24 protein-coding genes and 4 pseudogenes are annotated in these 22,418 nt (G+C 60.7%); 12 read left to right on the top strand and 16 right to left on the bottom strand.

Annotation, left to right across the window (positions count from 1 at the left end):
• Positions 1-40: 40 nt before the first annotated feature.
• A complete protein-coding gene (locus tag HDG39_RS09365) occupies positions 41-823 on the top strand; it encodes an ABC transporter substrate-binding protein (RefSeq protein ID WP_184005316.1) in 783 nt (260 codons plus the stop codon).
• A gap of 255 nt (positions 824-1,078) precedes the next feature.
• Positions 1,079-1,405, top strand: a complete 327-nt coding sequence (locus HDG39_RS09360; RefSeq protein ID WP_184005872.1) for a DUF190 domain-containing protein — start codon at positions 1,079-1,081, stop codon at positions 1,403-1,405.
• On the opposite strand, the gene HDG39_RS09355 is transcribed toward HDG39_RS09360, so the two are convergent.
• The gene (locus HDG39_RS09355; RefSeq protein WP_260327713.1) at positions 1,351-1,734 is read right to left on the bottom strand and encodes a DUF2252 family protein; all 384 of its coding nucleotides are present in this window, start codon (positions 1,732-1,734) and stop codon (positions 1,351-1,353) included. The genes HDG39_RS09360 and HDG39_RS09355 overlap by 55 nt on opposite strands.
• 227 nt (positions 1,735-1,961) lie before the next feature.
• Here HDG39_RS09355 and HDG39_RS09350 point away from each other — a divergent pair, with 227 nt between their 5' ends.
• Positions 1,962-2,246 carry a hypothetical protein gene (locus HDG39_RS09350; RefSeq protein WP_184005314.1) on the top strand — a complete coding sequence of 95 codons (285 nt, stop codon included), beginning with the start codon at positions 1,962-1,964 and terminating at the stop codon, positions 2,244-2,246.
• A gap of 293 nt (positions 2,247-2,539) precedes the next feature.
• Here the strand turns inward: HDG39_RS09350 and HDG39_RS09345 are convergent, their stop codons facing one another.
• The 8 genes and pseudogenes from HDG39_RS09345 to HDG39_RS09310 all read right to left on the bottom strand — a co-directional run bounded on the left by HDG39_RS09345 (position 2,540) and on the right by HDG39_RS09310 (position 7,557).
• The gene (locus HDG39_RS09345; protein WP_184005312.1) at positions 2,540-2,968 is read right to left on the bottom strand and encodes a VOC family protein; all 429 of its coding nucleotides are present in this window, start codon (positions 2,966-2,968) and stop codon (positions 2,540-2,542) included.
• 140 nt (positions 2,969-3,108) lie between these two features.
• Positions 3,109-3,588, bottom strand: a complete 480-nt coding sequence (locus HDG39_RS09340; RefSeq protein WP_184005310.1) for an SRPBCC family protein — start codon at positions 3,586-3,588, stop codon at positions 3,109-3,111.
• Positions 3,581-3,916 carry an ArsR/SmtB family transcription factor gene (locus HDG39_RS09335; RefSeq protein WP_184005308.1) on the bottom strand — a complete coding sequence of 112 codons (336 nt, stop codon included), beginning with the start codon at positions 3,914-3,916 and terminating at the stop codon, positions 3,581-3,583. The genes HDG39_RS09340 and HDG39_RS09335 overlap by 8 nt, the downstream gene beginning before the upstream one ends.
• 596 nt (positions 3,917-4,512) lie before the next feature.
• Positions 4,513-4,914, bottom strand: coding sequence for a c-type cytochrome (locus tag HDG39_RS09330; protein WP_260327648.1), 402 nt, complete (start codon positions 4,912-4,914; stop codon positions 4,513-4,515).
• Between the two features lie 77 nt (positions 4,915-4,991).
• Positions 4,992-5,447 (bottom strand): hypothetical protein, encoded by a 456-nt coding sequence (locus HDG39_RS09325; RefSeq protein WP_184005306.1) that lies wholly within the window; start codon positions 5,445-5,447, stop codon positions 4,992-4,994.
• A gap of 157 nt (positions 5,448-5,604) precedes the next feature.
• Positions 5,605-5,745 carry a DUF3563 family protein gene (locus HDG39_RS09320; protein WP_184005304.1) on the bottom strand — a complete coding sequence of 47 codons (141 nt, stop codon included), beginning with the start codon at positions 5,743-5,745 and terminating at the stop codon, positions 5,605-5,607.
• 649 nt (positions 5,746-6,394) lie between these two features.
• Positions 6,395-6,954 (bottom strand): annotated as a pseudogene (locus HDG39_RS09315) (MlaC/ttg2D family ABC transporter substrate-binding protein).
• Between the two features lie 201 nt (positions 6,955-7,155).
• Positions 7,156-7,557: a hypothetical protein gene (locus tag HDG39_RS09310; RefSeq protein ID WP_184005301.1), complete on the bottom strand. Its 402-nt coding sequence runs from the start codon at positions 7,555-7,557 to the stop codon at positions 7,156-7,158.
• 569 nt (positions 7,558-8,126) lie between these two features.
• Here HDG39_RS09310 and HDG39_RS09305 point away from each other — a divergent pair.
• Together HDG39_RS09305 and HDG39_RS09300 are read left to right on the top strand one after the other, a co-directional pair.
• Positions 8,127-8,396: a MoaD/ThiS family protein gene (locus tag HDG39_RS09305; RefSeq protein ID WP_184005868.1), complete on the top strand. Its 270-nt coding sequence runs from the start codon at positions 8,127-8,129 to the stop codon at positions 8,394-8,396.
• 83 nt (positions 8,397-8,479) lie between these two features.
• Positions 8,480-9,616, top strand: coding sequence for a WD40/YVTN/BNR-like repeat-containing protein (locus tag HDG39_RS09300; protein ID WP_184005299.1), 1,137 nt, complete (start codon positions 8,480-8,482; stop codon positions 9,614-9,616).
• A 712-nt stretch (positions 9,617-10,328) separates the two neighbouring features.
• Here the strand turns inward: HDG39_RS09300 and HDG39_RS09295 are convergent.
• From HDG39_RS09295 to HDG39_RS09285, 3 genes and pseudogenes are all read right to left on the bottom strand, one after another.
• Positions 10,329-11,454: pseudogene (locus tag HDG39_RS09295) on the bottom strand (IS91 family transposase).
• Between the two features lie 16 nt (positions 11,455-11,470).
• Positions 11,471-11,623 (bottom strand): annotated as a pseudogene (locus tag HDG39_RS09290) (integrase); the annotation flags it as partial.
• 175 nt (positions 11,624-11,798) lie between these two features.
• Positions 11,799-12,713, bottom strand: coding sequence for a tyrosine-type recombinase/integrase (locus HDG39_RS09285; protein WP_184005298.1), 915 nt, complete (start codon positions 12,711-12,713; stop codon positions 11,799-11,801).
• Positions 12,714-13,154: 441 nt separating this feature from the next.
• On the opposite strand from HDG39_RS09285, the gene HDG39_RS09280 reads away from it, so the two are divergent.
• The 3 genes and pseudogenes from HDG39_RS09280 to HDG39_RS09270 all read left to right on the top strand — a co-directional run.
• Positions 13,155-13,481 carry a hypothetical protein gene (locus tag HDG39_RS09280; protein WP_018424319.1) on the top strand — a complete coding sequence of 109 codons (327 nt, stop codon included), beginning with the start codon at positions 13,155-13,157 and terminating at the stop codon, positions 13,479-13,481.
• A 751-nt stretch (positions 13,482-14,232) separates the two neighbouring features.
• On the top strand, positions 14,233-14,373 hold the full coding sequence (locus HDG39_RS09275; RefSeq protein WP_184005296.1) for a hypothetical protein: 141 nt from the start codon (positions 14,233-14,235) through the stop codon (positions 14,371-14,373).
• Positions 14,374-14,401: 28 nt separating this feature from the next.
• Positions 14,402-14,578, top strand: a pseudogene (locus HDG39_RS09270) (sigma factor); the annotation flags it as partial.
• Between the two features lie 549 nt (positions 14,579-15,127).
• Here the strand turns inward: HDG39_RS09270 and HDG39_RS09265 are convergent.
• The gene (locus tag HDG39_RS09265; RefSeq protein WP_184005294.1) at positions 15,128-16,318 is read right to left on the bottom strand and encodes a TIGR03118 family protein; all 1,191 of its coding nucleotides are present in this window, start codon (positions 16,316-16,318) and stop codon (positions 15,128-15,130) included.
• 562 nt (positions 16,319-16,880) lie between these two features.
• On the opposite strand from HDG39_RS09265, the gene HDG39_RS09260 reads away from it, so the two are divergent.
• Positions 16,881-17,192: a DUF4148 domain-containing protein gene (locus HDG39_RS09260; protein ID WP_184005866.1), complete on the top strand. Its 312-nt coding sequence runs from the start codon at positions 16,881-16,883 to the stop codon at positions 17,190-17,192.
• A gap of 597 nt (positions 17,193-17,789) precedes the next feature.
• On the opposite strand, the gene HDG39_RS09255 is transcribed toward HDG39_RS09260, so the two are convergent.
• Together HDG39_RS09255 and HDG39_RS09250 are read right to left on the bottom strand one after the other, a co-directional pair.
• Positions 17,790-18,305 carry a DUF2867 domain-containing protein gene (locus HDG39_RS09255; RefSeq protein ID WP_184005292.1) on the bottom strand — a complete coding sequence of 172 codons (516 nt, stop codon included), beginning with the start codon at positions 18,303-18,305 and terminating at the stop codon, positions 17,790-17,792.
• Positions 18,306-18,513: 208 nt separating this feature from the next.
• A complete protein-coding gene (locus HDG39_RS09250; protein WP_184005290.1) occupies positions 18,514-19,089 on the bottom strand; it encodes a TetR/AcrR family transcriptional regulator in 576 nt (191 codons plus the stop codon).
• A gap of 183 nt (positions 19,090-19,272) precedes the next feature.
• On the opposite strand from HDG39_RS09250, the gene HDG39_RS09245 reads away from it, so the two are divergent.
• From HDG39_RS09245 to HDG39_RS09235, 3 genes are all read left to right on the top strand, one after another.
• Complete coding sequence (locus HDG39_RS09245; protein ID WP_409259231.1) at positions 19,273-19,911, top strand: glutathione S-transferase; 639 nt, start codon at positions 19,273-19,275, stop codon at positions 19,909-19,911.
• Between the two features lie 111 nt (positions 19,912-20,022).
• On the top strand, positions 20,023-20,328 hold the full coding sequence (locus HDG39_RS09240; protein WP_184005286.1) for a DUF6966 domain-containing protein: 306 nt from the start codon (positions 20,023-20,025) through the stop codon (positions 20,326-20,328).
• A 2-nt stretch (positions 20,329-20,330) separates the two neighbouring features.
• On the top strand, positions 20,331-20,543 hold the full coding sequence (locus HDG39_RS09235; RefSeq protein ID WP_184005284.1) for a hypothetical protein: 213 nt from the start codon (positions 20,331-20,333) through the stop codon (positions 20,541-20,543).
• Between the two features lie 562 nt (positions 20,544-21,105).
• Here HDG39_RS09235 and HDG39_RS09230 read toward each other — a convergent pair.
• Positions 21,106-22,011 (bottom strand): lipid A biosynthesis lauroyl acyltransferase, encoded by a 906-nt coding sequence (locus tag HDG39_RS09230; RefSeq protein ID WP_184005282.1) that lies wholly within the window; start codon positions 22,009-22,011, stop codon positions 21,106-21,108.
• Positions 22,012-22,418: the final 407 nt, after the last annotated feature.

The raw sequence follows: 22,418 nt of genomic DNA, 5'->3' as shown, positions 1-22,418 counted from the left end.
CGCCTGTTTGAATTCTTCAAATGACCAATAAGGAGCAACAATGAAAGCCATGCTGGCAACCCTGACGATTGCGCTGCTGGCCGTCTCGTCCGGAAGCGCAATCGCCAAGGATTGGTCGACCGTGCGGTTCGGGGTCGACGCGAGCTACCCACCGTTCGAATCGAAAGCGGCCGACGGCAAACTCGTCGGCTTCGATATCGATCTCGGCAATGAGATCTGCCGCCGGCTCAACGCGAAATGCGTGTGGATCGAGAATTCGTTCGACGGCATGATTCCCGCGCTGAAAGGCCGCAAATTCGACGGCGTGCTGTCGACGATGTCGATGACGCCCGCGCGCCAGGCCCAGATCGCGTTCTCGTCGAAGGTGTTCCGCATTCCGACGCGTCTGGTCGCGAAGAAGGGCTCGCCGATCGAGCCGACGCCGGAAGCGCTGAAGGGCAAGCGCATCGGCGTCGAGCAGGGCTCGATTCAGGAAACCTACGCGAAGACGTATTGGGAGCCGGCCGGCGCCGCGATCGTGCCGTATCAGGATCAGGATCTGGTGTATTCGGATCTGCTTGCCGGCCGTATCGACGCGTCACTGCAAAACGCGGTGCAAGCCGATATCGGCTTTTTGCGCACCGCGCGCGGCAAGGACGTCGGATTTGCCGGCAATCCGCTTTACGACGCGAAAACGCTCGGCAGCGGCACAGCGATTGGTTTGCGTAAAGAAGATACCGATCTGCAGGAAAAGATCGATAAAGCCATCGCCGATATCCGCGCCGATGGCACTTACGACCGCATTGCGAAAAAGTATTTCGATTTCGACGTGTACGGTCAGTGAGCCGGGGCCGCGCCGCACGTGACCAGTTTCGACCTGGCACCCGCGCGGCCCGACACCTAAACTTGTGTCATGACCGTCCCTGAGCCGTGCTGTGGCAAGCCGGGATGCCCGAATCGGTTGCAACCGGCGCCTCACGCGGCGCTGCAGGTTTCCGCTTACAAAAGTAAGCAGGCAGGGGACGGCGCAATGCGGCCGCAGGCTCGCGTGCGGATCGCCTCGCGCACACGGCGCGATCCGCATCGGGGAGGCACCGACATGCACGGCTTTCAGATCACGTTCTTCACCCAGCAGGGGCGCAGCCATCATGGCAAGCCGCTTGCCGACTGGCTCGTGCGTCTCGCGAGCGAACTCGGCCTGCGCGGCGCGACCGTGATCCCGGCTTGCGAAGGCATCGGCCATCATCATCGCATTCACTCCGCGCACTTCTTCGAGCTTGCCGATCAGCCGTTGTCCGTCGTGATGGCGGTGACGAGCGACGAAGCCGAACGGCTGTTCGATCGACTGCGCGCGGAGGGTTTGCATCTGTTCTACGTGAAGACGACCGCCGAGTTCGGCGTCGTCGGCGAGGCCGACGGGGCTTGAACGACCGGCCCTCGATGGCAAGCCCCACGCCTCGCTCGTCCAGGCGACGAAGACGGCCGCCATGTCGGAGTCGGTGCGTGCTTCCAGCTTGCCGCTGCGGCACGCGTGGCGGAACACCTCGTCGTCCTTCTCGGCCTGGTCCGCGTACGCACGCGCGAGTCGAGGATCAGCGCTACCGTCATCTGATCGCCGTTGCGGAGACAGGCGGCAACCTGGGTGGCAAGCCCGCCCGCTTTCGCATGCGCCCGCGCGAGCACCCAGCCGCACATGGCCGCGTACTGGCGGAACGTTTCCTTCGCAAACGGTTCGAGCGTCGCCGAAATCTTCATGTCAGCGGTTGCCGGCGCTGCCGACACCGTCAACGCATCCGCAACAGCATCGCGAAAGCGTCGCGCCGCACGCACGAGACGATCCTGCCGAAGGTCGCGAGCCAGCGTGAAGACCTATGGCAAATTCGCGACGTGCCGCCCACGTTTCACGTGCACGGCAAGAACGCGCTATTGGGCATGGCGCATGCTTCGCTGCAAGAGGCGAGTCATCCCAGGGAGAGCGAATCATGCGGCAGGTTTCGGCAAACATGCTGATCGCGCTGTCGGCCGTTGCGTTGCTGGCGGGCGCGTCCGGCTGCAAGCGGACGGCCGGGAATGGCGGTATCTCGACGGGCCAGGTGAGCAGCGGTGTCATGAGCAATTCGGCGAGCCCGCGCGGCACGCCGGGCGATAGCGACGCGGCAAATCGCGCGAACGGCGAGGCGGGCGCGGCGGCGAGCGCAGCGCCCGCCGCGAGCGACGCCGCGTCGGTCCACAGCACGCCGGCGAGCACGGCGTCCGCGACGCAGTAAGCGTCGCTTAGGCGCGGCGACGCATTGGTCACCGTTCCATGCGCGCAGGCTTCCTCTCGGTCCCGCGCATGGCGAGGCGATGAGGCGAGATGGGTGTCGTCGGCAACTCCGGCACACCGCCGGGGTCATCGAATCGGTTTCGCCGCCATAGAACGAGACGCGGAACCGCGCGCGGCAGGCGCCGCCTTCCTGGCAGACATGACTCATGAAAAGACGGAACAGGCAGGTAGTTGCGCCGCGGCGAAGCGGCGTTCGCGTGAGCATGTGATATGGAACGCAGGCCCGCTTCAATGCTATGCCGTGGGCTCTTCGTGCCGCACATTGACCATCCACGGCACGCCGAAGCGGTCGATCAACGTGCCGAAGCCGCTGGTCCAGAAGGTCTGCTGGAATGGCATCGTGATCTGTCCGCCGTCCGCCAGCGCGTTGAAGTATTTCTCGCCGGACGCCTGGTCGGCGGCGGTGACCGACAGGCTGAAGCCCGCATGCACGGCATTGCCGCCGCGGCAATCGCCATCCGACATCAGCACGTGCGTGTTACCGATGACGAGCGTCGCGTGCAGGATCTTGTCGGCGTGTTCGGGCGCCACCGGGCGAGCGGGATCGGGCGGCGCGTCTTTCACGCGCAGCTTCAGCAACTCCTGCGCGCCGAGCGCCGAACGATAGAACTCAATGGCTTCCTCACAACGGCCATTGAAGAACAGATAAGGCTGGATTTCCATGCTGATTTCCTGAGACGGGCGAGGGTCGGGCGGACGATTCTATCAGCGTGGTTTCGCGGACGGACGGCTGTCGAACCTGCGATGGATCGATCGGCCCCACGATGAACCCACACACCTGATGCTCTACAGCGTATCCCGCATCAGGCCTTCCCGGCATGACTCCCGCCATTGGCCGGATAAGCCTCCTGCAACGCGATCGAGCCTGTCTCCAGCAGCGATTTGAGGTTGGACATGATCTTCGGCCAGCCACCCGACACCGCCTCGATGAATTTCGACTGATCGCGCTCAATCGTATGCGTGAGCGTCAACTTGACCGCCGTTCCGCTCGGTTCGAGCTCCATCGTGCAGCGCGAATCGCCTTCGGCCTGCAACTCGGGACGAATCTGGTGCTGCCAGCGGATCACCAGACGCCGCGGCGGATCGGCCTCGACGATCTCGCCCGCGTCGAAGATTTGCCCGCCGCTCGACACGAGTTTCCACGACGAGCCCGCCGTCCATTCGCTTTCGCAGTGCATGCCGAACCAGTACTGCTTGATGAACTCCGCGTCGGTGAGCGCCGACCACAGCTGTTCCGGCGTAGTGCGGATATAGGTCACATAGACGAACGTCGATCTAGTCATTGCCTTTCTCCAGGCGTCGTTTCAGGGTCGAGAGCGCCTTCAGGCGCGGCTTTTCGAACTTGGCAATCCAGCGCTCGTAGATCTGCTGCAGCGGCACCGGATTGAGGAAGTGCAACTTTTCGCGCCCGCTGCGTACGGTAACGACGAGGTTAGCCGCTTCCAGCAGGCCCAGATGCTGGGTCACGCCTTGCCGCGTCATGTCGAGGTGGTCGCACAGGTCGTTCAGGGTCTGGCCGTCGTGCGCGTGCAGCACATCCAGCAGCTTGCGCCGGCTCGGATCGGCGAGGGCTTTGAATAGCAGGTCGGTGTCGTCGGGGCGCTCGGTCATGAACGGCTACAGGCAAGTAATCTGTTGCATTTACTATAGGCAAGAGATTGCTTGCATGTCAAGCAGGCGCGAGGGACACTCGGCAGGTCCTATGGGCGCACAACAAAGTTTGCGGCTTTCCAAACGGAGGCTTTCGGAGTCAACAAAGTCACCGCACGTACAGGAAATGGCCAAGTGCGTTCGCGATCAATTCTGGCTCTACACGCCGGGCAGCGCTGTGGCGGAACCGTTCAAGGGCCGTTGCAACCTTTCCGGAGTGCCTCGGCGGTACTCAATCGCTTCCACGATTATGTGCTCAGTTAGGACGGGTTCGATTGGCGTTTGAGTTCTGGATTCACCATGGGGGACGGGTGATCGGCCTGAGCGGCCATTGGGACGGACCTGGTTCTACGTCGGCAATATGGCGGACTGCTGACGGTGGCGGCATCGGGCAGCCGGGCGGCAGCTTCCTGCATCAGCGAAATCACACTCTCGACCCATTGCGGGCTGTCGGGACAGGAAGTTGAATGACCGATCTTCGGAGTACAACGGCCGTTTCGTGTTGTGACCCGGAATGCAGGGTTCCGGGCTGGGCATCCCTGGCGCATCACTGCCGCTTAAGGCCGCGGATCGGTGCGGATGGTGCCGTCGGCACGGCCGAGAAAGTATCGGTAAATATCGTCAATGTGGTCGGCAATCAAGGAGTTGTCGCGATACGCGGGCATTCCACGAGACAGGTCACCGTCAAGGACCATCCGGACAAACATTTCACGGCTCTGCGTGCGCGCGTAATCAACGATCGAGGGTGCGGCCAACCCGTCATAATCCTTGCCATGGCAGCGCGCGCAGTCGACGGCGCGCAGGATACGCCAGGCTCTAACGATGGCGTCATCGGTCCATGGACGGCCAGCATGCTCGGCGTTCACATCGGCCTGGGCCGGCTTTGCAACCGCAATCATGACTACGACTACAACCGCGCAGCGCCTTGACAACAGTCGCGCGCTATTGGGGTTGTCCATTGCATTGTCCTTTACCGGTGCTACGATCCAGCGTTGCGTCGACTCCGCGCGGCTGAGGGGCTCCGCCTCGCGCGGCGCTATTTTATTTGGTCAGTGATACGGCCGACGAACTTCCAGCCTTGGTCGCGTATCCAGACGTATGTGTAGCCGCTCGGACCGTCGATGAATACCGTTAGTGGGCGGTTTGCGATAGCGCCTTTCTTCTGTTGTGACGCCACCGCTGGCGTAACGCGCCCTTCGGTCTGCTCGAGACTGGCATCGCGGTCGTCAAACATCCAACCGTCGTCCTGGATGTAGGTGAGCCGGACCGTGCTGCCACTGGGGGACTGAACCAGCAACGTGAGCGGTGAATGCGTGATAGCCGTTTCCTGTTGATGCTTTGCTGGAGCATTACGCGTCGCCGCAGTTTCCGCCCGAATGGCATCCGGACTGTCGCCCATGGTGGCAGCCAGCGTGACCCCGTTCAAGGTCACAAGCGTTACGGTCGTCAGCGTCGCAACGAGCAACCGTGCGTCAATATTTGAGCGTTTCATTGTGCTACCTCTGCTAGTGAGCGGGGCGGGGGGGGGGGCGCGGCGCTTCCCATGCGCCCCGGCCGCCCCGTTAGTTAGCGAACGAAGTCGCCGCGCCCCGATAGTCTCCACAACTCATGCCGTCGGCGGTCCGCTTCGAGATCGCATACCTCAGCGGTCAAATCTCCATCGTGTGCATGCGGCGTTCGAGTTCACCGATGTCGACGGCGGACGCGAGATACGCGTCGCGACGATTGTGTTCGGCACGGTCAAGTGCCTTCTCCAACAACGTGTACAGATAGACGAACAGGATGAACACAGCGTCCTCCGGTCGGGCTGGTCGATTGCGTATCGGCCCGAACGGGGCGCGATACATGGGGCCCAGGCGTGCATTCAGTGCGGGACATCCGGGTTGGATTGATGCGCGGTTCGTACTACGGCTGGACGCTGTGTAATGCAGCGTCCATGCCACATGGCGGCAGACTTGGCTGGCGCGGGTTTCAGCGTTATCGGCGGGATGCGGATTGGCGAAGTGTTGTCGTGTGGCCGACGAATATCGGATGAAAGTCGGGCCGTGCCAAACATGTGTTCAATACGGTATCGCGCTGTACTTTCTGACCGGCCCAGGATACCCAGGCACGGATCACGCAGCGGAACTCATCACCAATATGCTCGGTGTTCGACGCGCTGGCGCGACGGAAGCGGCGTTGAAACCGCAGGACCTTGGGCTCAGCCATTACAGCTATGGCCGTATTGAGGGCCTTGACCGATCTAGCCTCGAAAGGCGCGTGTGCGAGCGTTATCGCGTTCAAAGGACTGCTCATCCCGCGCGAGCGGGCGTTCGAGAAAGAATAGCGAGGGACCGTATATGGCCGCGTCAGGACATATCACACATTCTGCCGCAATCACCGTGACTCTCAAATATCGACCAGGCCTATTCATTTATTGTCACCACACTGAAGCGCCTTTTACCGTTTGCTCGAAGCAAGCTGTTGGTTCCGCTCGGTGAGAAACTGGATCAGACCGTCCACGCCGCTTTGCTTGATCTTGTCGCTGAACTGCTGCCGATAGGTTTGGATCAGCCAAACGCCGAGGACGTTCCGATCATATAGACGCCACCCTTCCGGGGTCTTGTACAAACGGTAGTCAATCTCCGCCTGCTGTCCGTTCCTGTCCGCAACTGTGCGCACCACCACATCCTCATCGGTCGGCGCGAAGTGCGAAGACGGATAGTCGATCCGTTGATCCGCACGGAGCTGACCCACGGCGCCTGAATACGTGTAAATCAGAAGCATCTTGAACTGCTTGACCGCCTCTTGCTGCTGCGCAGGCGTCGCCGTTCTCCAGTAACGCCCCATCGCGAGCGAGGTCGTGCGTCGAAAATCGGTGTAAGGAAGAATGTCCCGGTTCGCGATATGCATGATGCGGGGGATATCGTTCGGCTGGAGTCTGACTGGTCGACTTCGGGATACGCCACGCCGAGCGAGAAAAACGCCGCGCAAAGAGGCAACAGAAAAAGATTCTTCATATGCGCAAACCTTCTGATCCTTCACTGCACGCAATTCATAGGTGCTCTGCCCATGTCCGGGCATGTCGCGTCGCGTCGTGTCAATTTCGTGCCGCTAGCCGATCGGACGCCGCGCAGAATTATGTCCGTGCTCCCGCCCGACAGATGCGGTAGACCGCCATCAACAACAACAGAGAGGTGTGGGGACTGTGATTTTATTCGCTATCGAGGAACGCCATAGATGCCATAGATGCCATTGACCAGCCAATCGTATGCATTTTGAAGGTAGGCATCCGTCGCGATGGCTGGACAATTGCTGTAGGAACCCCAAGTCCTGCCTCCAGCCGTAATCATGTCTTCGCAGAAAGCAACGCAGTTGTGCGGAAGCACCCACCAAGTCCAGGACTTTGACATTAATTCTTCAAGTTTGAGTAGTGCTCCGTTTGGGTCCGGAATGTCAACGGGTCGGCGAATCAACTCGACCTTTCCGCTCTCTTTCAAACCGGCGACTTGGAAATAAAACCCGCCACGGCTGTCAGCATATAAAAGCAGATGCCCGCACACGTTCGGACCGTCTCCGCTCACCGCGACAACGCTCGTTTCTGAGAAATCGACGTTGACCACACCACAGGCATCCAAAACTTCGCCTTCTTACGACATACGCCCTCCGTCTGATTGGAACATCCTGGCTGAATTAACTAGGCCGCCTGTTACCACGGATAGGTAAATGCTCAGCATGTTCAACGAGCAGGATGGACCCCGAACAGGGCCGAAGCATCTAGGGAAGCGTTGTTCCAATCAATGGAGAACTCCGTCTGCGAGGCGGCGTAGAGCGCAAAAAACTGGGGCGAAAGCGCCGCAGAAGTGAAAATTCTCAGTGGCTACCGTCACCAGTTTTCCCAGAAGGCCGCCGCAGACGAAGCTGGGTCATCGGAATGGCAGCGCAAAAACAGGGACGACACCGGGCCGGAACTTCGGGAGGGCACCCGTCCTAATCGCAAAGACCGGCGGCACCGACCTTGAGCCGGAATCAGAAGCGGGTCCCCCAAGTCTCACAAGGCCGCCGCGAAAGACACGGCGGTTGCCGCGCTCGTTTAACCTGTCGTCTGGTGTCTGGCTATGCCCCGAAGCACACGGCGGATCGTCTAAACTGCAGAATTGACGAACATGGCCAACCGCTCGGCTACCCCGCCATGGCGCACATCTTCTTCGCTGCTTCGATTCAACGGCATATCGCAACGCCCGAACGCGAGATCGACGCGTGCACGCTCGGTGAAGCACTCGAGGCCGTCTTCGCCGCGCAACCTCGACTGCGCGGCTACATCCTTGACGATCAGGGTTCACTGCGAAGGCATCTCGCCGTGTTTGTCGACGGCCGGCCGGTGCGCGACCGACAACATCTGTCCGATGCGCTCGGCGAGGAAAGCCGGGTTTACGTCATACAGGCGTTGTCGGGCGGATAAGAAGGTTCCACTCGTACTTGAGCTTTGCATGGGACCAAAGTAAGCGCTAAAGCGCCAACTCTGCTCGACAGGAGACACTCGACATGAGCGATCGATTGCTTGTTGCAACCCGCAAGGGATTGTTCGTTCTGCAAGCCGACGGCGAGGGGGGCTGGACCCTCGGTGAGCCGTATTTCGTCGGTGATCCGGTGAGCATGGTGCTGCCTGATCCGCGCGACGGATCGCTGTATGCCGCGCTCAATCTCGGCCACTTCGGCGTGAAGCTGCATCGCCGGCGCGCGGGCATGGCGGATTGGGAAGAGTGCGCGGTCCCCGTCTACCCGCCGCAGCCTGCCGACGAGACGCGTACCGGTGGCGGCGCGGACAATGCGAACGCGGCCGCGCCCAGCCAGCCGCCGCCGTCCTGGACGCTTCAGCAAATCTGGTCGCTCGAAACCGGCGGCCCGGACGAGCCGGGCGTTTTGTGGGCCGGCACGATTCCCGGTGGGCTCTTCCGTTCTGACGATGGTGGCGACACATGGGTGCTCGACCGTGCGCTGTGGGATCGCCCGGAGCGCCGCGAATGGGTCGGAGGCGGCTACGACGCGCCGGGCATCCATTCCGTGATGGTCGATCCGCGCAACAGCCGGCACGTGACGATCGGCGTGTCGTGCGGCGGCGTCTGGCAAACGGCCGACGGCGGTGCGACCTGGCGCCCGAGTGCCGAGGGCATGGAGGCCGACTACATGCCGCCAGAGCGGCGCGGCGACGCCAACGTGCAAGACCCGCACCGCGTCGTGCAATGCGCGGCAAACCCGGATGTGCTGTGGACACAGCACCACTGCGCGATCTTCCGCTCGACCGACGGCGCTGTCCACTGGCAGCGGATCGAAGCGCAGCCATCGAGCTTCGGCTTCGCGGTTGCCGTGCACCCGCGGGAGCCGGACACCGCGTGGTTTGTGCCCGCCGTGAAAGACCAGTACCGGATCCCGGTAGACGGCCAGTTCGTCGTCACGCGCACACGCGACGGAGGCCGCACGTTCGAGCGTTTCTCGAACGGGTTGCCGCCTGCACCGGCGTATGACCTCGTGTATCGGCACGGGCTCGCTATAGATGACTCCGGCACGCGCCTCGCGATGGGGTCGACCACCGGCGCGTTATGGACGTCCGACGATGGCGGCGAAAGCTGGCATTTGATTTCAGCGCATTTGCCGCCGGTATATTGTGTTCGGTTTGGATGAGGGCGCGCGGCGGACTGGCGAGACATGAAACGCCTCCATTGCCATTCATGCGCCGGACATAGCCTGAATGCGTGCATCGGCGTGATGGATCGATACTTCGAGCCATACGCGCCGGCGAACCGCTTTGTGTAGCTCGGCTTGTCACAAGAGACCTTTTGACACTTCGCCGAACGTCTGATCAGCACCAGCAGTCACGCGGACGCCCCTGCGCGGGAGCAGCTTGTGGGAGGACGCAGTTCATTTTCGCCAATCGAACGGCACGTTTGCACGTGCGGAGCCGCCCCCTGTACGTCCGGAGAATGATTCTGACGAATGCCCCTTCTTGCCCGGCTGCCGCCCGACAGCGATTGGCGGCACACGTTAAGGGTTAATCGACGCCTGCCCTCATTCACATGGCTGCGCGCGTGCTGCGGCGCGTGCGGGCAGGCGTCGATTAAGCCTCGAGGGAGGAAACCGCGGAGTGGTCCGTGGAGGTCGGAAGCTTCATGGCTATGGCGATTGATAGCCTGGCAGCCTCAGCCGTGCCCGGGCAAGATGGTCAAAACGTGAGGCTGGAGTGGCCCAGGCACCTGGACGATGGGGTCCATTTGGGCGATGGCGAGCGTGAAGTGGATGTGCCTGAGACGCCATGAAGCGCCATGCGCAAACGTCCGCTCGTAGGCCGCGTTGCCGCAAAGCCGACGTTGGTCTGGTAAGCACAGAACCGTAGCGTTCATGTTGCGCCCCGCGACATTGGTGGTGCCCGAATGGGTGCAGTGCGCGCGATGATATCGATGACGATCATCGGGGCACCGCAGTGCCGGCATACGAAGGTAGGTTGGGCCTGGATGACGGAGTCGTCGGATGGCGGGTCGAACCGCGGCGCGACGTGCAGCAGGTCGCGCACCTTCGCGAGATTCGCGCGGCGCACCGGATTGGCGAGCAGTCCGTAGTGGCGGATGCGGTGGAAGCCTGCGGGCAGCACATGAAGCAGGAAACGGCGCATGAACTCGCTGGCCTGCAGCGTCATGGTCTTGTAGCGTGTGCGCCCCGTCGCACGGTAATCCTTCCAGCGGAACGTCACGCCGCGCTCATCCAGGGCGAGCAGACGCTGGTTGGAGATGGCCACGCGGTGCGTGTAGCGCGACAGGTAGGCGAGCACCGCTTCAGGTCCCGCAAAGGGGCGCTTGGCGTACACACACCACTCGCAGGTCCGCAGCGGTGCCAGCCACTGCGCAAAGGCGGCGCACCGGTGGGCATCGGTGAGCGCTTCAAGGAAGCGACGCCGGAACAGGCGCGAGAGCACGCGCACCGGCAGGAAGAAGCCGGGACGGCAGGCAATCCAGCGCCCGCCGTCGGACGACAGCCCCGCGCCAGGGACGATGCCGTGTACGTGCGGATGATGCGTGAGCGCCGAGCCCCAGGTGTGCAGCACGAGCGTGGCACCTATCTGGGCTCCGAGGTGGCGGGGATCGGCGGCGATCGTGCGCAGCGTGTCGGCAGCGATGTCGAACAGCAGCCCATAGATGACGGTCTTGTTGTACTAGGCGATCGCGCTGATGGCGGCGGGTAGCGTGAAGACGACGTGGTAGTACTCGACGGGCAGCAGATCAGCACTGACGTGCGTCGAGCCAGCGGCGTGCGGCATTGCCCTGGCACTTTGGGCAATGACGGTTGCGGCAGGAGTTGTACGCGATCTCGGTGCGCGTGCAGCCGGAACAGCGCAACACATGTCCACCCAGCGCCGCGCTGCGGCACTGTTCGATGGCCGACATGACCTTCAGCTGCCCGAGACTCAGGGGGACCGTGCGTCGCCACGCTGGGCCGTGGGCGCGGAAGATGTCCGCGACCTCCAGCATGAGTCACTGCGCCGGGTTACTCGGCGGGCAGGCGCTCCAGGGGACTGGTGACTTCTCGCAGCAGGTCGGTGGCCACCTGTGCGTAAAGCGCGGTGGTCTCGAGCTTCTTGTGGCCGGGCAGCACCTGGATCACGCGGATATCGACCTTCTGTTCGGGCAGGTGTGTCGCGAAGCTGTGCCGCCTATGTCTTCAACGATATAGGAGACCTATGTGCCCTTCCTGACTATGTCTTGTAAGTCTGCGACAGCCCTGTTTTTAGGGAAGATGCGTGAGGTTTGATAGAGATAGTCTGACTCCTTCAATCACTGTCCGGAGTCGGGGAAGGCATCCGCGATGCAATACATCATCGAGAATAAGCAGCTTTATCACGAGCCACTGAAGCCTCACTTGCATCCCATATCAAATATTCGACTTCCTTCGTAGACGGAAGAGTAGAGAAACTATGTCGTGTGATTGGCTGGGCATGTCTGCTCCACAACCCGCAATCTTCGGCCGGTCGAGGAAGCTCGTCCACATTACCCGACATAGTCAGGAAGGGCACATAGTGGCGCAGGGTGTGCATCGACACGCGCTTGTCGATCTGCGCGGCCTCGGCAGCGGCATGGATGGCGCGGTTCAGTTGCCGGGTGCCGAGCGGATCGATGGGATCAAGCCCGGGAAACAGCCACCCGCCGTCGGGCATCCTGCCCTGGGCACGGGCGACGCGCCACCAGACCCGAAGGCGTTCGAGCAGTACCGGAGAGAGCATCGCGTAGCGGTCCTTGCGGCCCTTGCCCTGTTCGATACGTAGCGTCATGCGCTGACTGTCGACGTCCGTGACCTTTAGCCCGACCACCTCACTGACGCGCAGGCCGGTGCCATAGGCGAGCGAGAGGGCCGTCTGGTGCTTGAGATTGCCCGTTGCGGCGATCAGCCGCCGTACTTCATCCGGGCTGAGCACAACCGGCAGTGTGCGGGGCACGCGCACGGGTTGCATGCGGGCCATCAGTTCCGGTTCGTGGAGGGTGGTCTCGAAGAAGAACTTCAGCCCGGTGATCGCGGCGTTCAGCGACACCGGTGACGTGCCGTGATCGACCAGATGCAGCTGGTAGCCGCGCAGGTCCTCGACGGTCGCAGTATCAGGCGAGCGCCCAAGGTACCGGGAGAACTCGCGCACGATGCGCAGATAGTTGGCTTGCGTCCTGGGGGAAAGCTGGCGCATTCGCATGTCGTCGATCATGCGCTGACGCAGCGGGCTGGCACTCGGTTGAGAGGTCATGATTCGGCTCCTGCTGGCGAACGAGGCGGATTGCCTCATTCGCCAACATACGGAACCGCGCAGCCGACCCCTCACAAACCACCACGTCTAGCCGGAGCCCCCTACCGCGCGAGCGGTTTCGTTCCACGACCCACAGCCGCCCTTCGACCCCACCTGAACTCAACGGCCGCTCGCAAGGTGCTACGGCCACTTAAATAACACGTGGGGTCGGTCGTCAGATCGTTGGCTGGAGCGGACGTTCGGCGCCGTGCCTGCGCGAGCAGTGGCAACGCCTATACTCAAAGTCATGCCACCCTTCGATCGGCTCCGGAGCACCGACGCTGCACGATGACGGCCGGCCCAAGCGCACGGGGGTGGCAACATAGGCGCCAGGGTGGTAAACCGCAATCGCGCCAGCCTCGTTTTAGAGTTTCGGACACGCTTTCACAAAGGAGCGTCACCATGATGCAAGCCAGCGAAATCCAGAAGCGTTTCACGCATCTACAGCAATCCATCGAACAGGCTTCGCAAACCTGTCATGCCGACTCCACCCTCCCCAAGGACCTCATCGAGTGCGTTGATGAGCTAGATCAACAATCCGCGTCGGCAAAGAAAGTGATGGCTTCGAACGATCAGGATCGCATGCGCCAATGGGTGGACGATCTTGAGCGGATCGGCGACAGCGCGGAAAAAGCGTGCGAACGCGCTGCGAATGTCAATGCCAGGATCAAGAAAGCAGTCAGTTCGGTTCACGCCGAACTGAGCGATCTAAAGAAACAGCTACATTAATCTCATTCACGTCATGTGAGCGGTCGCCGCGTGCGTGAGCGACCTGCGGCGGGGACATTCACGCTGATCGGCCCCGCCGCCAATATTTCACGCAGTTCTTCCCCGCGTCGAACACGATGCCGATCGCGACGTTTGGCTGGTGCGAGCAGGAATGCCTTACTTGCGTATAGGCTTTCGAAGCCTGATGCCCTCCGGTGGCGCCACAAGGAATGAACGTCCGGTGCTCCAATGGCCGTGCCGCAGTCTCAGCTCCCACACTACCGCCGTCGACGGGCGCTGAACGACCCGCATTAGCCGGTCATGGGGTTGCGATACTGCGATACCATCGGCCGCTTACTGGGGCTTCAGACATCCGCCGCGCTTCACGAACAAGGTATCGTCGGCAACGCGCGAACACCGTTCTAGCGATGCGGGGCTATGCCAGCCAACGGTCGCGGAGCTTGCGCAAAATCCGTGCCGCGTCGAGCGTGCATCGTCCCGAGGCGATACGTGTCACAAATAATCAATGCGGTGGAATAATGCCGCGCCGTGGGCGTTTGTAGATTAGGCGTCGCGTGCAAGACCGCGAAGCCGCGAAACGGAATCGTCGGCCGCGCACAGCGGTTGCGTCCCCGTTTTGCAGGGGTTTGTCTGTCCTTTTTGTAAACGTTCACCGGCGTCGCGGCACTTGCCGCGAGCGATCCGCGACTCGCCGGCTCAACGCGTGGCCGCGCGACAAGTCAGTCGCGTTGGCCGTGCAGGAGAGTTCTACATGAAAGTATCAAGACTGCTATCGGCCGTATTCGTGATCATCGCGCTAGGAGTCGCATCGTTGTCGTTGGCCGCGTGCCAGTCCACGGGCGACACGAGCTCGTCGGGCAGCAGCAGCGGCACCAGCAGCAGCGGCTATTGATGCGCGCTCGCGCGGCCGTCAGCGCCGCGTGAACTTCGAAACGGAAGTGATATCGCGGCTCCCGCAGCCGCGGCGCTATGCGCGTGCGCTGACGGACGACTCAGTCTGGGCTGACCATCTGGTTCACGATACGGCCGAGCGGGCGCTCGCGCGCTGGAAAGGCTTTTGGCCCGACTGCAATCTGCGTGCGTGGCTGCTGACGATCCCTGCGACACATTGTCTGACAGGCTCGTGAGGAAAATGCCGACATCTTCTTCTGGGACGAATCTGGCTTTCGGGCCGCTTCTTGAGTAGAGCAGCCGGTTGAATGACCATCTAAGCGCAAGGGCGAACGACCGTAGGTGGCCGACTGTACTCATTCACAGAAGCCGCCCGAAAGCAGCCGCCGAAGATTTCAACAGCTGCTCTACAGTACCTTCATTGAACTGACGCTGTCGGCCATGAAGCGCCATTCGCTCCCATCATCGCTCGGCCACTCAGAGGACGGCTCCACCTAATCACCGGCCGTTCCATCCCGCGAAGATGAACTCTGCATCATCGTGGCATTGCTCGCTCAGACGGCGGAGGACAGTGCGCAAGGTGAAGCCTCCCGGAGCAGGGCCGGCGATTCATCAGCGTCGAGCGAAGCGCCGGTCGCGTCCGGTTAGTTCGCGACCGGCTGATTTGTGAGTCTTCGGCTCGAACTGCAATCTAAATCGTCAATGGTCGGCGATGTCGTGCTTCTCGAGTTGCCCGGGGAGCAGAGCGCTGCCGGCTATTGCCCGTTCTGAGCAGACGCTCGTGCCTTCGAGCCGCTTGTCGGGGCGATGATACCGAAGAGTCCATTTGTCTCCTTGTTAGGACCTGCCGAGAAGTACAGCGTGTCCGGGCTCGAATTGCGGCCGCCACCAAGTGTCAGAGTCCACAGGCCGTCGATAGCCAGTGGATTGCCGAACTCATTTTCCAGCTGATCGACGAATGTGCCGTCGTTGTTGAAGACATTGATTCGACCATCGCCGAAGTTGCCAATGAGAATCTTGCCGCTGAAGCGGCCGAACGCAAACGATGCGCGCGCGATACCCCACGGCGAGTCGAGCGGCCCTCGGCTCGCAAAGCGACGCAGCAGGTGGCCGTCGGTATCAAATACGTCGACGAATCCATGACCGCGGCCTGCATCGTCGTCGTGCTTCTGTTTGTCCTGCTTCGCGTAGGTGACGAAAAGGTCCCCCTCGATGTTCGCGATGCCAAACGGGGCGTAGCCAGCCGGGATGTTCGGGTCGGCGAAGCCACCGTCCGTCGCCGCAGGCGTGAACAGGCCGTCCGAACCGTTCGGCCCAAATACATCGATCCGACCCGAGCGGAAGTTCGTCGCAAACAGGAATCCTCCTTGCGCATTCACTCCGAAGACGAGCCCTTTGTAGACCGCCCCGCTGGCGGCGGAGGGATTGGACGAGTTATCGACAGCGATCACGGCGTTGTTCGCCGGATTCAACCCGCCGGCCCAAGCGGAAATCGTGCCGTCTTCCGTTGCGAAGATGAATACGGCCGGGATCTTGGTACCTGGCACGAGAAACGCCGACGAAGGATTCCATACAATCCCGGTTGGCGCCGCGGGCGTGGGATTCGGTGGACTCTTGGGAAGGACGGGATGACAGGCGCCGGCCGGTATGACGTTGCCTGGCAGCGGGATGGACACCTGCAGCGTCGTCACCTTTGTCCCCTCGCCGTCATACAGCGTGGAGCAGCCTGTGGCATTGTCGTTGATCCAGAATGGACTTCCTGCCGGACTAAAGGCAATACCCCAGGCGTTCTGCAGTACCCCGTCGACCTTCGGGGCAGCGCCTGCGACGTTGGACACGAGCGGTGTGACGACATAGGCATCGTCAGCGGCGGCATGCGCGATTGTGAAACCGGCGGCGAGGACAATCTTGGCCGCCGCTTTGAGACCCCACGAGATCTGAGACATAACTTTCCTCCTCGTCTGACTGGCGAGAAATCGCCGCAGGCTAAACGAACGCTGTACTTCAAATATTCCCGCCCGGCTCCCAAAAATTCACTGGTCACCCGGTCGACTGGCATGAATGGCCCGCCGGATCACGGTTGGGGCGCGGTACTGGCCGTGGCAGGCATCTGTTTGCCAGGGCCGCTGCTCGTGTTTGCGGCTTTGCCTTCCAGAAGGGCTCGGTTGGGTCGAAAAGAGCGACTCTCGAGGACCGAGACTCCGCCGATGCGAACCTCGCGCGATCCTGTTCACCGCGCGCCTCGCTGACCAACCTCCGCGGTAGCCGGGAGGAACGATGCTTGCTGGTCCTTCGGCGGATCAACCGAAGGAGCGTGATAGGGCCGAAGGGCACAAAGCGGGCGAGAAGCTTCAGACGTGTGGCATCTACAAGGTGGTGAGAGAAGGCGACGCCGGCCCCGGCTTCGAAGTGACATGCGTCGAAGGCGAGCATTTTCCGCCCACACGCAGCGGCAAGGGTGCGCACTGCGAGTTGGTTCACGGCGCGGCGCAGGGAAGGAGACATACTATGAGAAATTGGCCTGGAACACGGTCAATACTTGCCGCTCTGGTGATTTTGCTCGCCGGCTGTGTCGCTGGTGGCATGCCGTATACCGGGCCGCACCTCACTCCGACAGAGTGCCGCGACCTGGCGGCGCTCAAGACAAACGCGCCCCCTTCGATGGCGCAGCACCAAAGTGAACTCGCTGCCTTGAGGAAAGCGGGCTACGACCCGTCACCGTGGTTTGATGATCCGTATTACCCGGATGATCTACAAGCGGCACAGCGCCTGGTCGACTATTGGTTCCAAACGGAGTGCCAGCACCTTCAACCCGGCTGAGATAGAGAGATCGAGGACTGACCGGGATGTCACCGAGCGGCGGCCAAGAGGCGTCAGTTGCCCACGGTATTAGTCAGTCGTTCAAACGTCGGCTACGCATCTCGTTTCGGCCGTTGGTGCCGCCCTTCGATACCTACGAATTCAAGCGGTTGATATCAACGGCGACTGCAGGCGGTGCCACCGCCTGCTGCGAAAACATCGCTGCAAATTGTCTGCTTCTGACAAGGTCTTGCTAAAGCCGTCTAAGTTGCGCACAGAATGGGCAAGCGCTGCACCTACATTCAGGTTGATGGCAATGCCGCGTGCCACCGACAGTTCTTCCGCCGTCGCGCCCGCCTCGTCGCTTCACTCGCGTGAAACGCAATGCAGCCATCGCGGCGCGTAGTCATGGCAACGGCGAGAGAAACTAATTCTGACAGTTAGTCGGCACGGCTAGGATCGCGCGGTCACACACTTCATCGGGTGTTGGCGAAACCTTTGCCCTGTGCGAGAAATCGATCGTCAGCAGTTGATGACCACCAGGCACGGAATGACTGCCGGATCGCGAGCGGGTCGAAGTCTCTGGCCGAGCCGCGCAGACGGCTCAGTGGATCGCCGTTATGCATTGGGCCATCCTAGCAGCTGCGCTCGATGAAGCGAGGCTCGTACGACAACCCGATGAAAAGGTGCGATGAGCGTAATATAGGCTCGCCCCAGCGGACGATTGTAGAAGACGAGCGTCGTCACTATGAGGCGGGATCGACCGTGAGATGACGGCTGCACGAGGACCGACACGCGGAAATCCAGATGCGTGTCATCTTCGCCGAGAACGATCTCGTCGTCATATCGTTCGAATACGTGAAATAGGCTTATCCTGTCGCCTCCTTTCTGCTTGAGGTCAACTGCTGTCTTCAAGCCGAACGGCCGCACGAGAATGTCCCGGAATCTCAGCAGCATGCCAATCCATGCGGGCTGCCTGGCAAAGACGTGTCGTGCGAGAGCCTCTGCGTCGTGGCAGGCTCTTTCTGGCAGGTCCACCGAGAACGCGTCCGCGAAATCAGCCAGGCCGTACGACCATCTCAGCTGCGAGGCCGGGGGCAAATCGGACTGTTCGATCTTCGGATAGCAATACATGTGCGATCACCAATGCGAGGCTCCTAGGCTGAGACATTACAGCAGCGAGATGCCGCCGTCGACCACCGACTCCGCGTCCAACATGTCCGCGAAACGTCAGTCGCCAGAAATAGCGTCGCTGTGGCGATATCGCTCGCTTCGCCCATCCGGCCCACCGGCACCTGCACGTCGAAGGCTAGGAGGCGTCGCACCGACTTTTTTTCTGCTGCTATGCCGGCAAAAGACCAGCAATACGATAGCTTTCAATTAACCCATCATAGACAGAGATATCCGCGCGACTTCTGGCGATGAGTTGAGCGCCAGCGACGGCTGCGAAGATGGCGCGAGCACGCCCCTCGCGCTCCTCGGCGCGGGCAATGGCCGCGGCGGATAGCACCTTGCTCAGCCATGCAACATTCACATCAGCAAAGGCTTGGACCTCTTTCGTCACCGCCTCCGACAAGTCATCAGATTCGGCGGCCATGAAGCTGCAGAGGCATATGCGATTACCACGCTCCAGTGCCTTGCGAAATGTATCCGGATAGCGGCGCAGACAGTCGATCGGATTCGCGGATTCGGCCCAAAGTGCATCCAGCGTGGCTGCCGAGTCCTCCCAATAACGCCTCGCCACCGCTGCTCCGAGATCGGACTTGCTAGCGAAGTGATGGTAGATGCTCGCGGCCTTGATGCCGACAGCCTCAGCAAGATCACGAAAATTCAGGCCGCTGTAGCCGTGTGCTTGCGCAATCTCTGTAGCAGCCACCAGGATTCGTTCCCTGGAGCTCAAGCCCGAATCGTTCTTCACTACGACCGCCTCCGCAAACTGGGATGACTGTTGACACAGCGCATTATACCCTCTATGGTGAACCTAACAAGCGTTAGGTAGGTTGATGGATACTTCCCCATATCCTCCGATCCCGAGTAACAGCCACCTGAAGAGGTAAGCATGACATCTAGCATCATTCATTCCGATGTAACCCAACTCCCCATGACGATTTACGATTTCCCGAAGGGACCTTATCCGACACGCGTGCGCATCGCCTTGGCCGAAAAGAATCTGCAATCGCGCGTCGAGTTCGTGATGGTCGATCTTTACAGGGGAGAGCACAAAAGGCCCGAGTTCATCTCAGGGAAAAACTACTCGGGTACGCTGCCGGTCCTCGAACTCAATGACGGAACCTGCATCGCCGAATGCACCGCCATCACCGAATACCTCGATACGCTCGATGGCGCACCCACGCTGACCGGCAAAACACCGCTCGACAAGGGCGTGATCCACATGATGAGCAAGCGCGCCGAGCTGGAATTGCTCGACGCCATCAGTGTCTATTTCCACCACGCCACGCCTGGGCTCGGGCCCGAAGTCGAGCTTTATCAGAACCCCGAATGGGGGTTTCGTCAGCGCGACAAAGCCCTCAGGGGCATGCAGTACTTCAATGACGTCCTGAAAAAGCAGCCGTTTGTCGCCGGGGATGCGTTCTCGATGGCCGACATCACCGTCATTGGCGGCCTGGTCTTTGCGTCGATCGTGAAGCTGCCGGTGCCCGCAGAGTGCGAAGCCCTTCTCGCCTGGTACGCGAGAATGCGCGAACGCCCGAGCGTCAAGAGCCAGCCGGCATTTGCCTGAAATCGCAGCTGTCGTCGGACTTCATTGATGAGCGACCAATCTTTGGTTGCAAAACTGGGGCGACCGGTACGCATGAGTTGGACTCGCAACCCCTAATGTCGAGGAAGATTAATGCCTTCGGAAATAGATGCTCTTGCCCAAATGCTCGATCAGGCGGAAGCATTGCTTCGCTCCTACGGACAGGTTCGATGGGCGGAATGGTTGACCAAGGATGCGAGGCTGATTCGCTCTCTGGATGACTATGGCCTCGAACATTTGCTTTCCGCATACGGAGGAATGGGCAGCCTGAACGACGTGGTTCTGCAGCGAAGTAACGGTGGCATCGGAGCGCTGCTCGACGTGGGCGACAACGAGCGTTTCGATAAACTTCGAAGCGAAATTTACGACCTTGCGAGAAGACTCAGAACGGGCGAATGACAATGACTCAGCGTTACAGCTCGGAAACCTTGCAAAGAACGGCGAGGCTCATCCAAGAGCGCTTTAAGATGTCGGCTGCCCGCTCGGAGCAACTGGCTACCCAAGCGCTGAACGGAATCGACGCGCACGGCCTCGATCCTGACGATTGGAATACTGTCGCCGCCACTGTTGATGTCGTCGTTCGGACTTGGATTTCTGGCGACGCTGGTCAATAGGCAATTCTTTACCGAAAGACGATGAAGTCGACAGCGCGGATCAAGTCCTCAAGTCGACCAAGTTCCGTACTGGGAATCTCCGCACGACAATCTGCTCGCACTGTTCGTAAGGCATCACGAAGTGCACCCCAATCGTCGGTCAGGCCACTCGTCAGTGGCCATGCGGATAGTAAATGTCGCAAAGGGCGAACGGCACGACGTTCGCACCACGCATCAAATAGCTCAGCGCATCCTGCGTTGATTTCGTCTGGGGACATAGATCGGTCAGTAATCAGCCACTTTTGTTGATGATGCCGCCAATGATGCAATATTTGAATGGCCGTTGCTGGGTGAGCCGAAGGTCCCTATAGGGTCGAATTCTGTCCGACGCGGCCGGCTCGACGATGCCCCCGTCGCCCCGTCACGCATCGGGCGGTAGTCGGCCATACGCTCGAGCATTCGGACAGACACTCAAACGTCCGGTCCACTCAGATAGTGGACCTATGCCTGTCAGGCGAGCTCATTGCGTTACCTCACGGAAGCACACAACCAGGAACGGTCGCATGCCTTACGGACGGTGTGCTCAGTACACACCTGGCACGCCCGGTGGACGATTCTTGAAGCGTCGATGCACCCAGTAATATTGCTCTGGGCACCGATTGATCTGCGTTTCAAGAAATTCATTCATTCGGCGCGCGTCGATCGTCTCACTTTCTGAAGGAAAGTCGCTGAGCGGCTCGAAGATGGTCAGCTTATACCCGCGGTAGTCGGGCAATACTTCAGTCACGAATGGTACAACCCGCGCATGGGCCAGTCGAGCAAGGCGCGAAACCGAAGTGAGTGTGCACGCGGGGACGCCAAAAAACGGCACAAAAACGGAGTTGTGTATGCCGTGATCCATGTCAGCAGCCAGCATGACTGGTTTGCCTGAACGAAGTAAGCCGACGATCTTTCTGGCGCTTGTCGAACGTTCAATCATCTCGGCGCCAAATCTGCCGCGTTGCCGCTTGGCTAGACTGCAAAGGCGCGCGTTCGACATGCGTGTATATAGTGAGGCGGCGGGCGCGCGCGTTGAGTAGAGTATGCAGCCGACCTCGATGCTCACGAAATGGAAGCCAAGAAAGATGGTCGGCGAAGCGTTCCTGTCTTCCAGATCGATTCGACTTTCGATGTGGACCAGCTTTCGTATCCTCCGCGCGCTGCCGAACCATTGAATGCCTCGTTCGAGATAGCTTCGAACGACGTGGCGAAAATGGTTTCTGGCAAGGTCGTCGTACTCGCACTCGCTTTTGCCCGGAAAACAGAGACGCAGATTGACGAGAGCGATATGTTTTCGGGAGCTTGGAAGTGCATATAACATTGCCCCAAGCGCGCTGCCGAACCTTGCGACGAGCGCATAGGGAAGGACTGCGAAGACGCGCAGCAGCACTACAATCAAGACATAGCCTAATCGCCCCAAGAACCTCCCCCGCTCGTGAGAATCACTCATCGCGACACGGGAAAATACGAATACTTACGGATGTATAACAAAATTCGAGATCCTGGTGGCATAGCATGGCGGAGAAGTATCGCACGTACTGCTTTGTGACGGGCTACATAGGTGGACGCTAGGGGTTCTCGGTTCTCCCTAGCGAAAACGACTGCGTATGGGCGGCAAGCGCCTGCACCGCGGATGCGCCACCAGGCGGCCGTTCTACTTTGAAAGCCGCCGCCGAGTCCGCATTGGGGCGAAGGGCAGATCCGGGTCGATTTGGTGCGTTCGCCGTCGGCCCGCGTTCGGCCGAGGCCGTGTAAAAGCGTGTGAGTCGGCAGTCTGTCGAGCATCTGGTGAGGCCGCGCCTTCGCAGTTCCCCTGTTGTCTACGACTGAACTGATTGCGCCGCGCCAGCGAGCATA

The organism is Paraburkholderia lebeckiae (assembly GCF_014201005.1).
Lineage (GTDB): Bacteria > Pseudomonadota > Gammaproteobacteria > Burkholderiales > Burkholderiaceae > Paraburkholderia > Paraburkholderia tuberum.
Note: the sequence above shows the minus strand (reverse complement) of the source record. Positions and strands in the feature narration are given on the sequence as shown.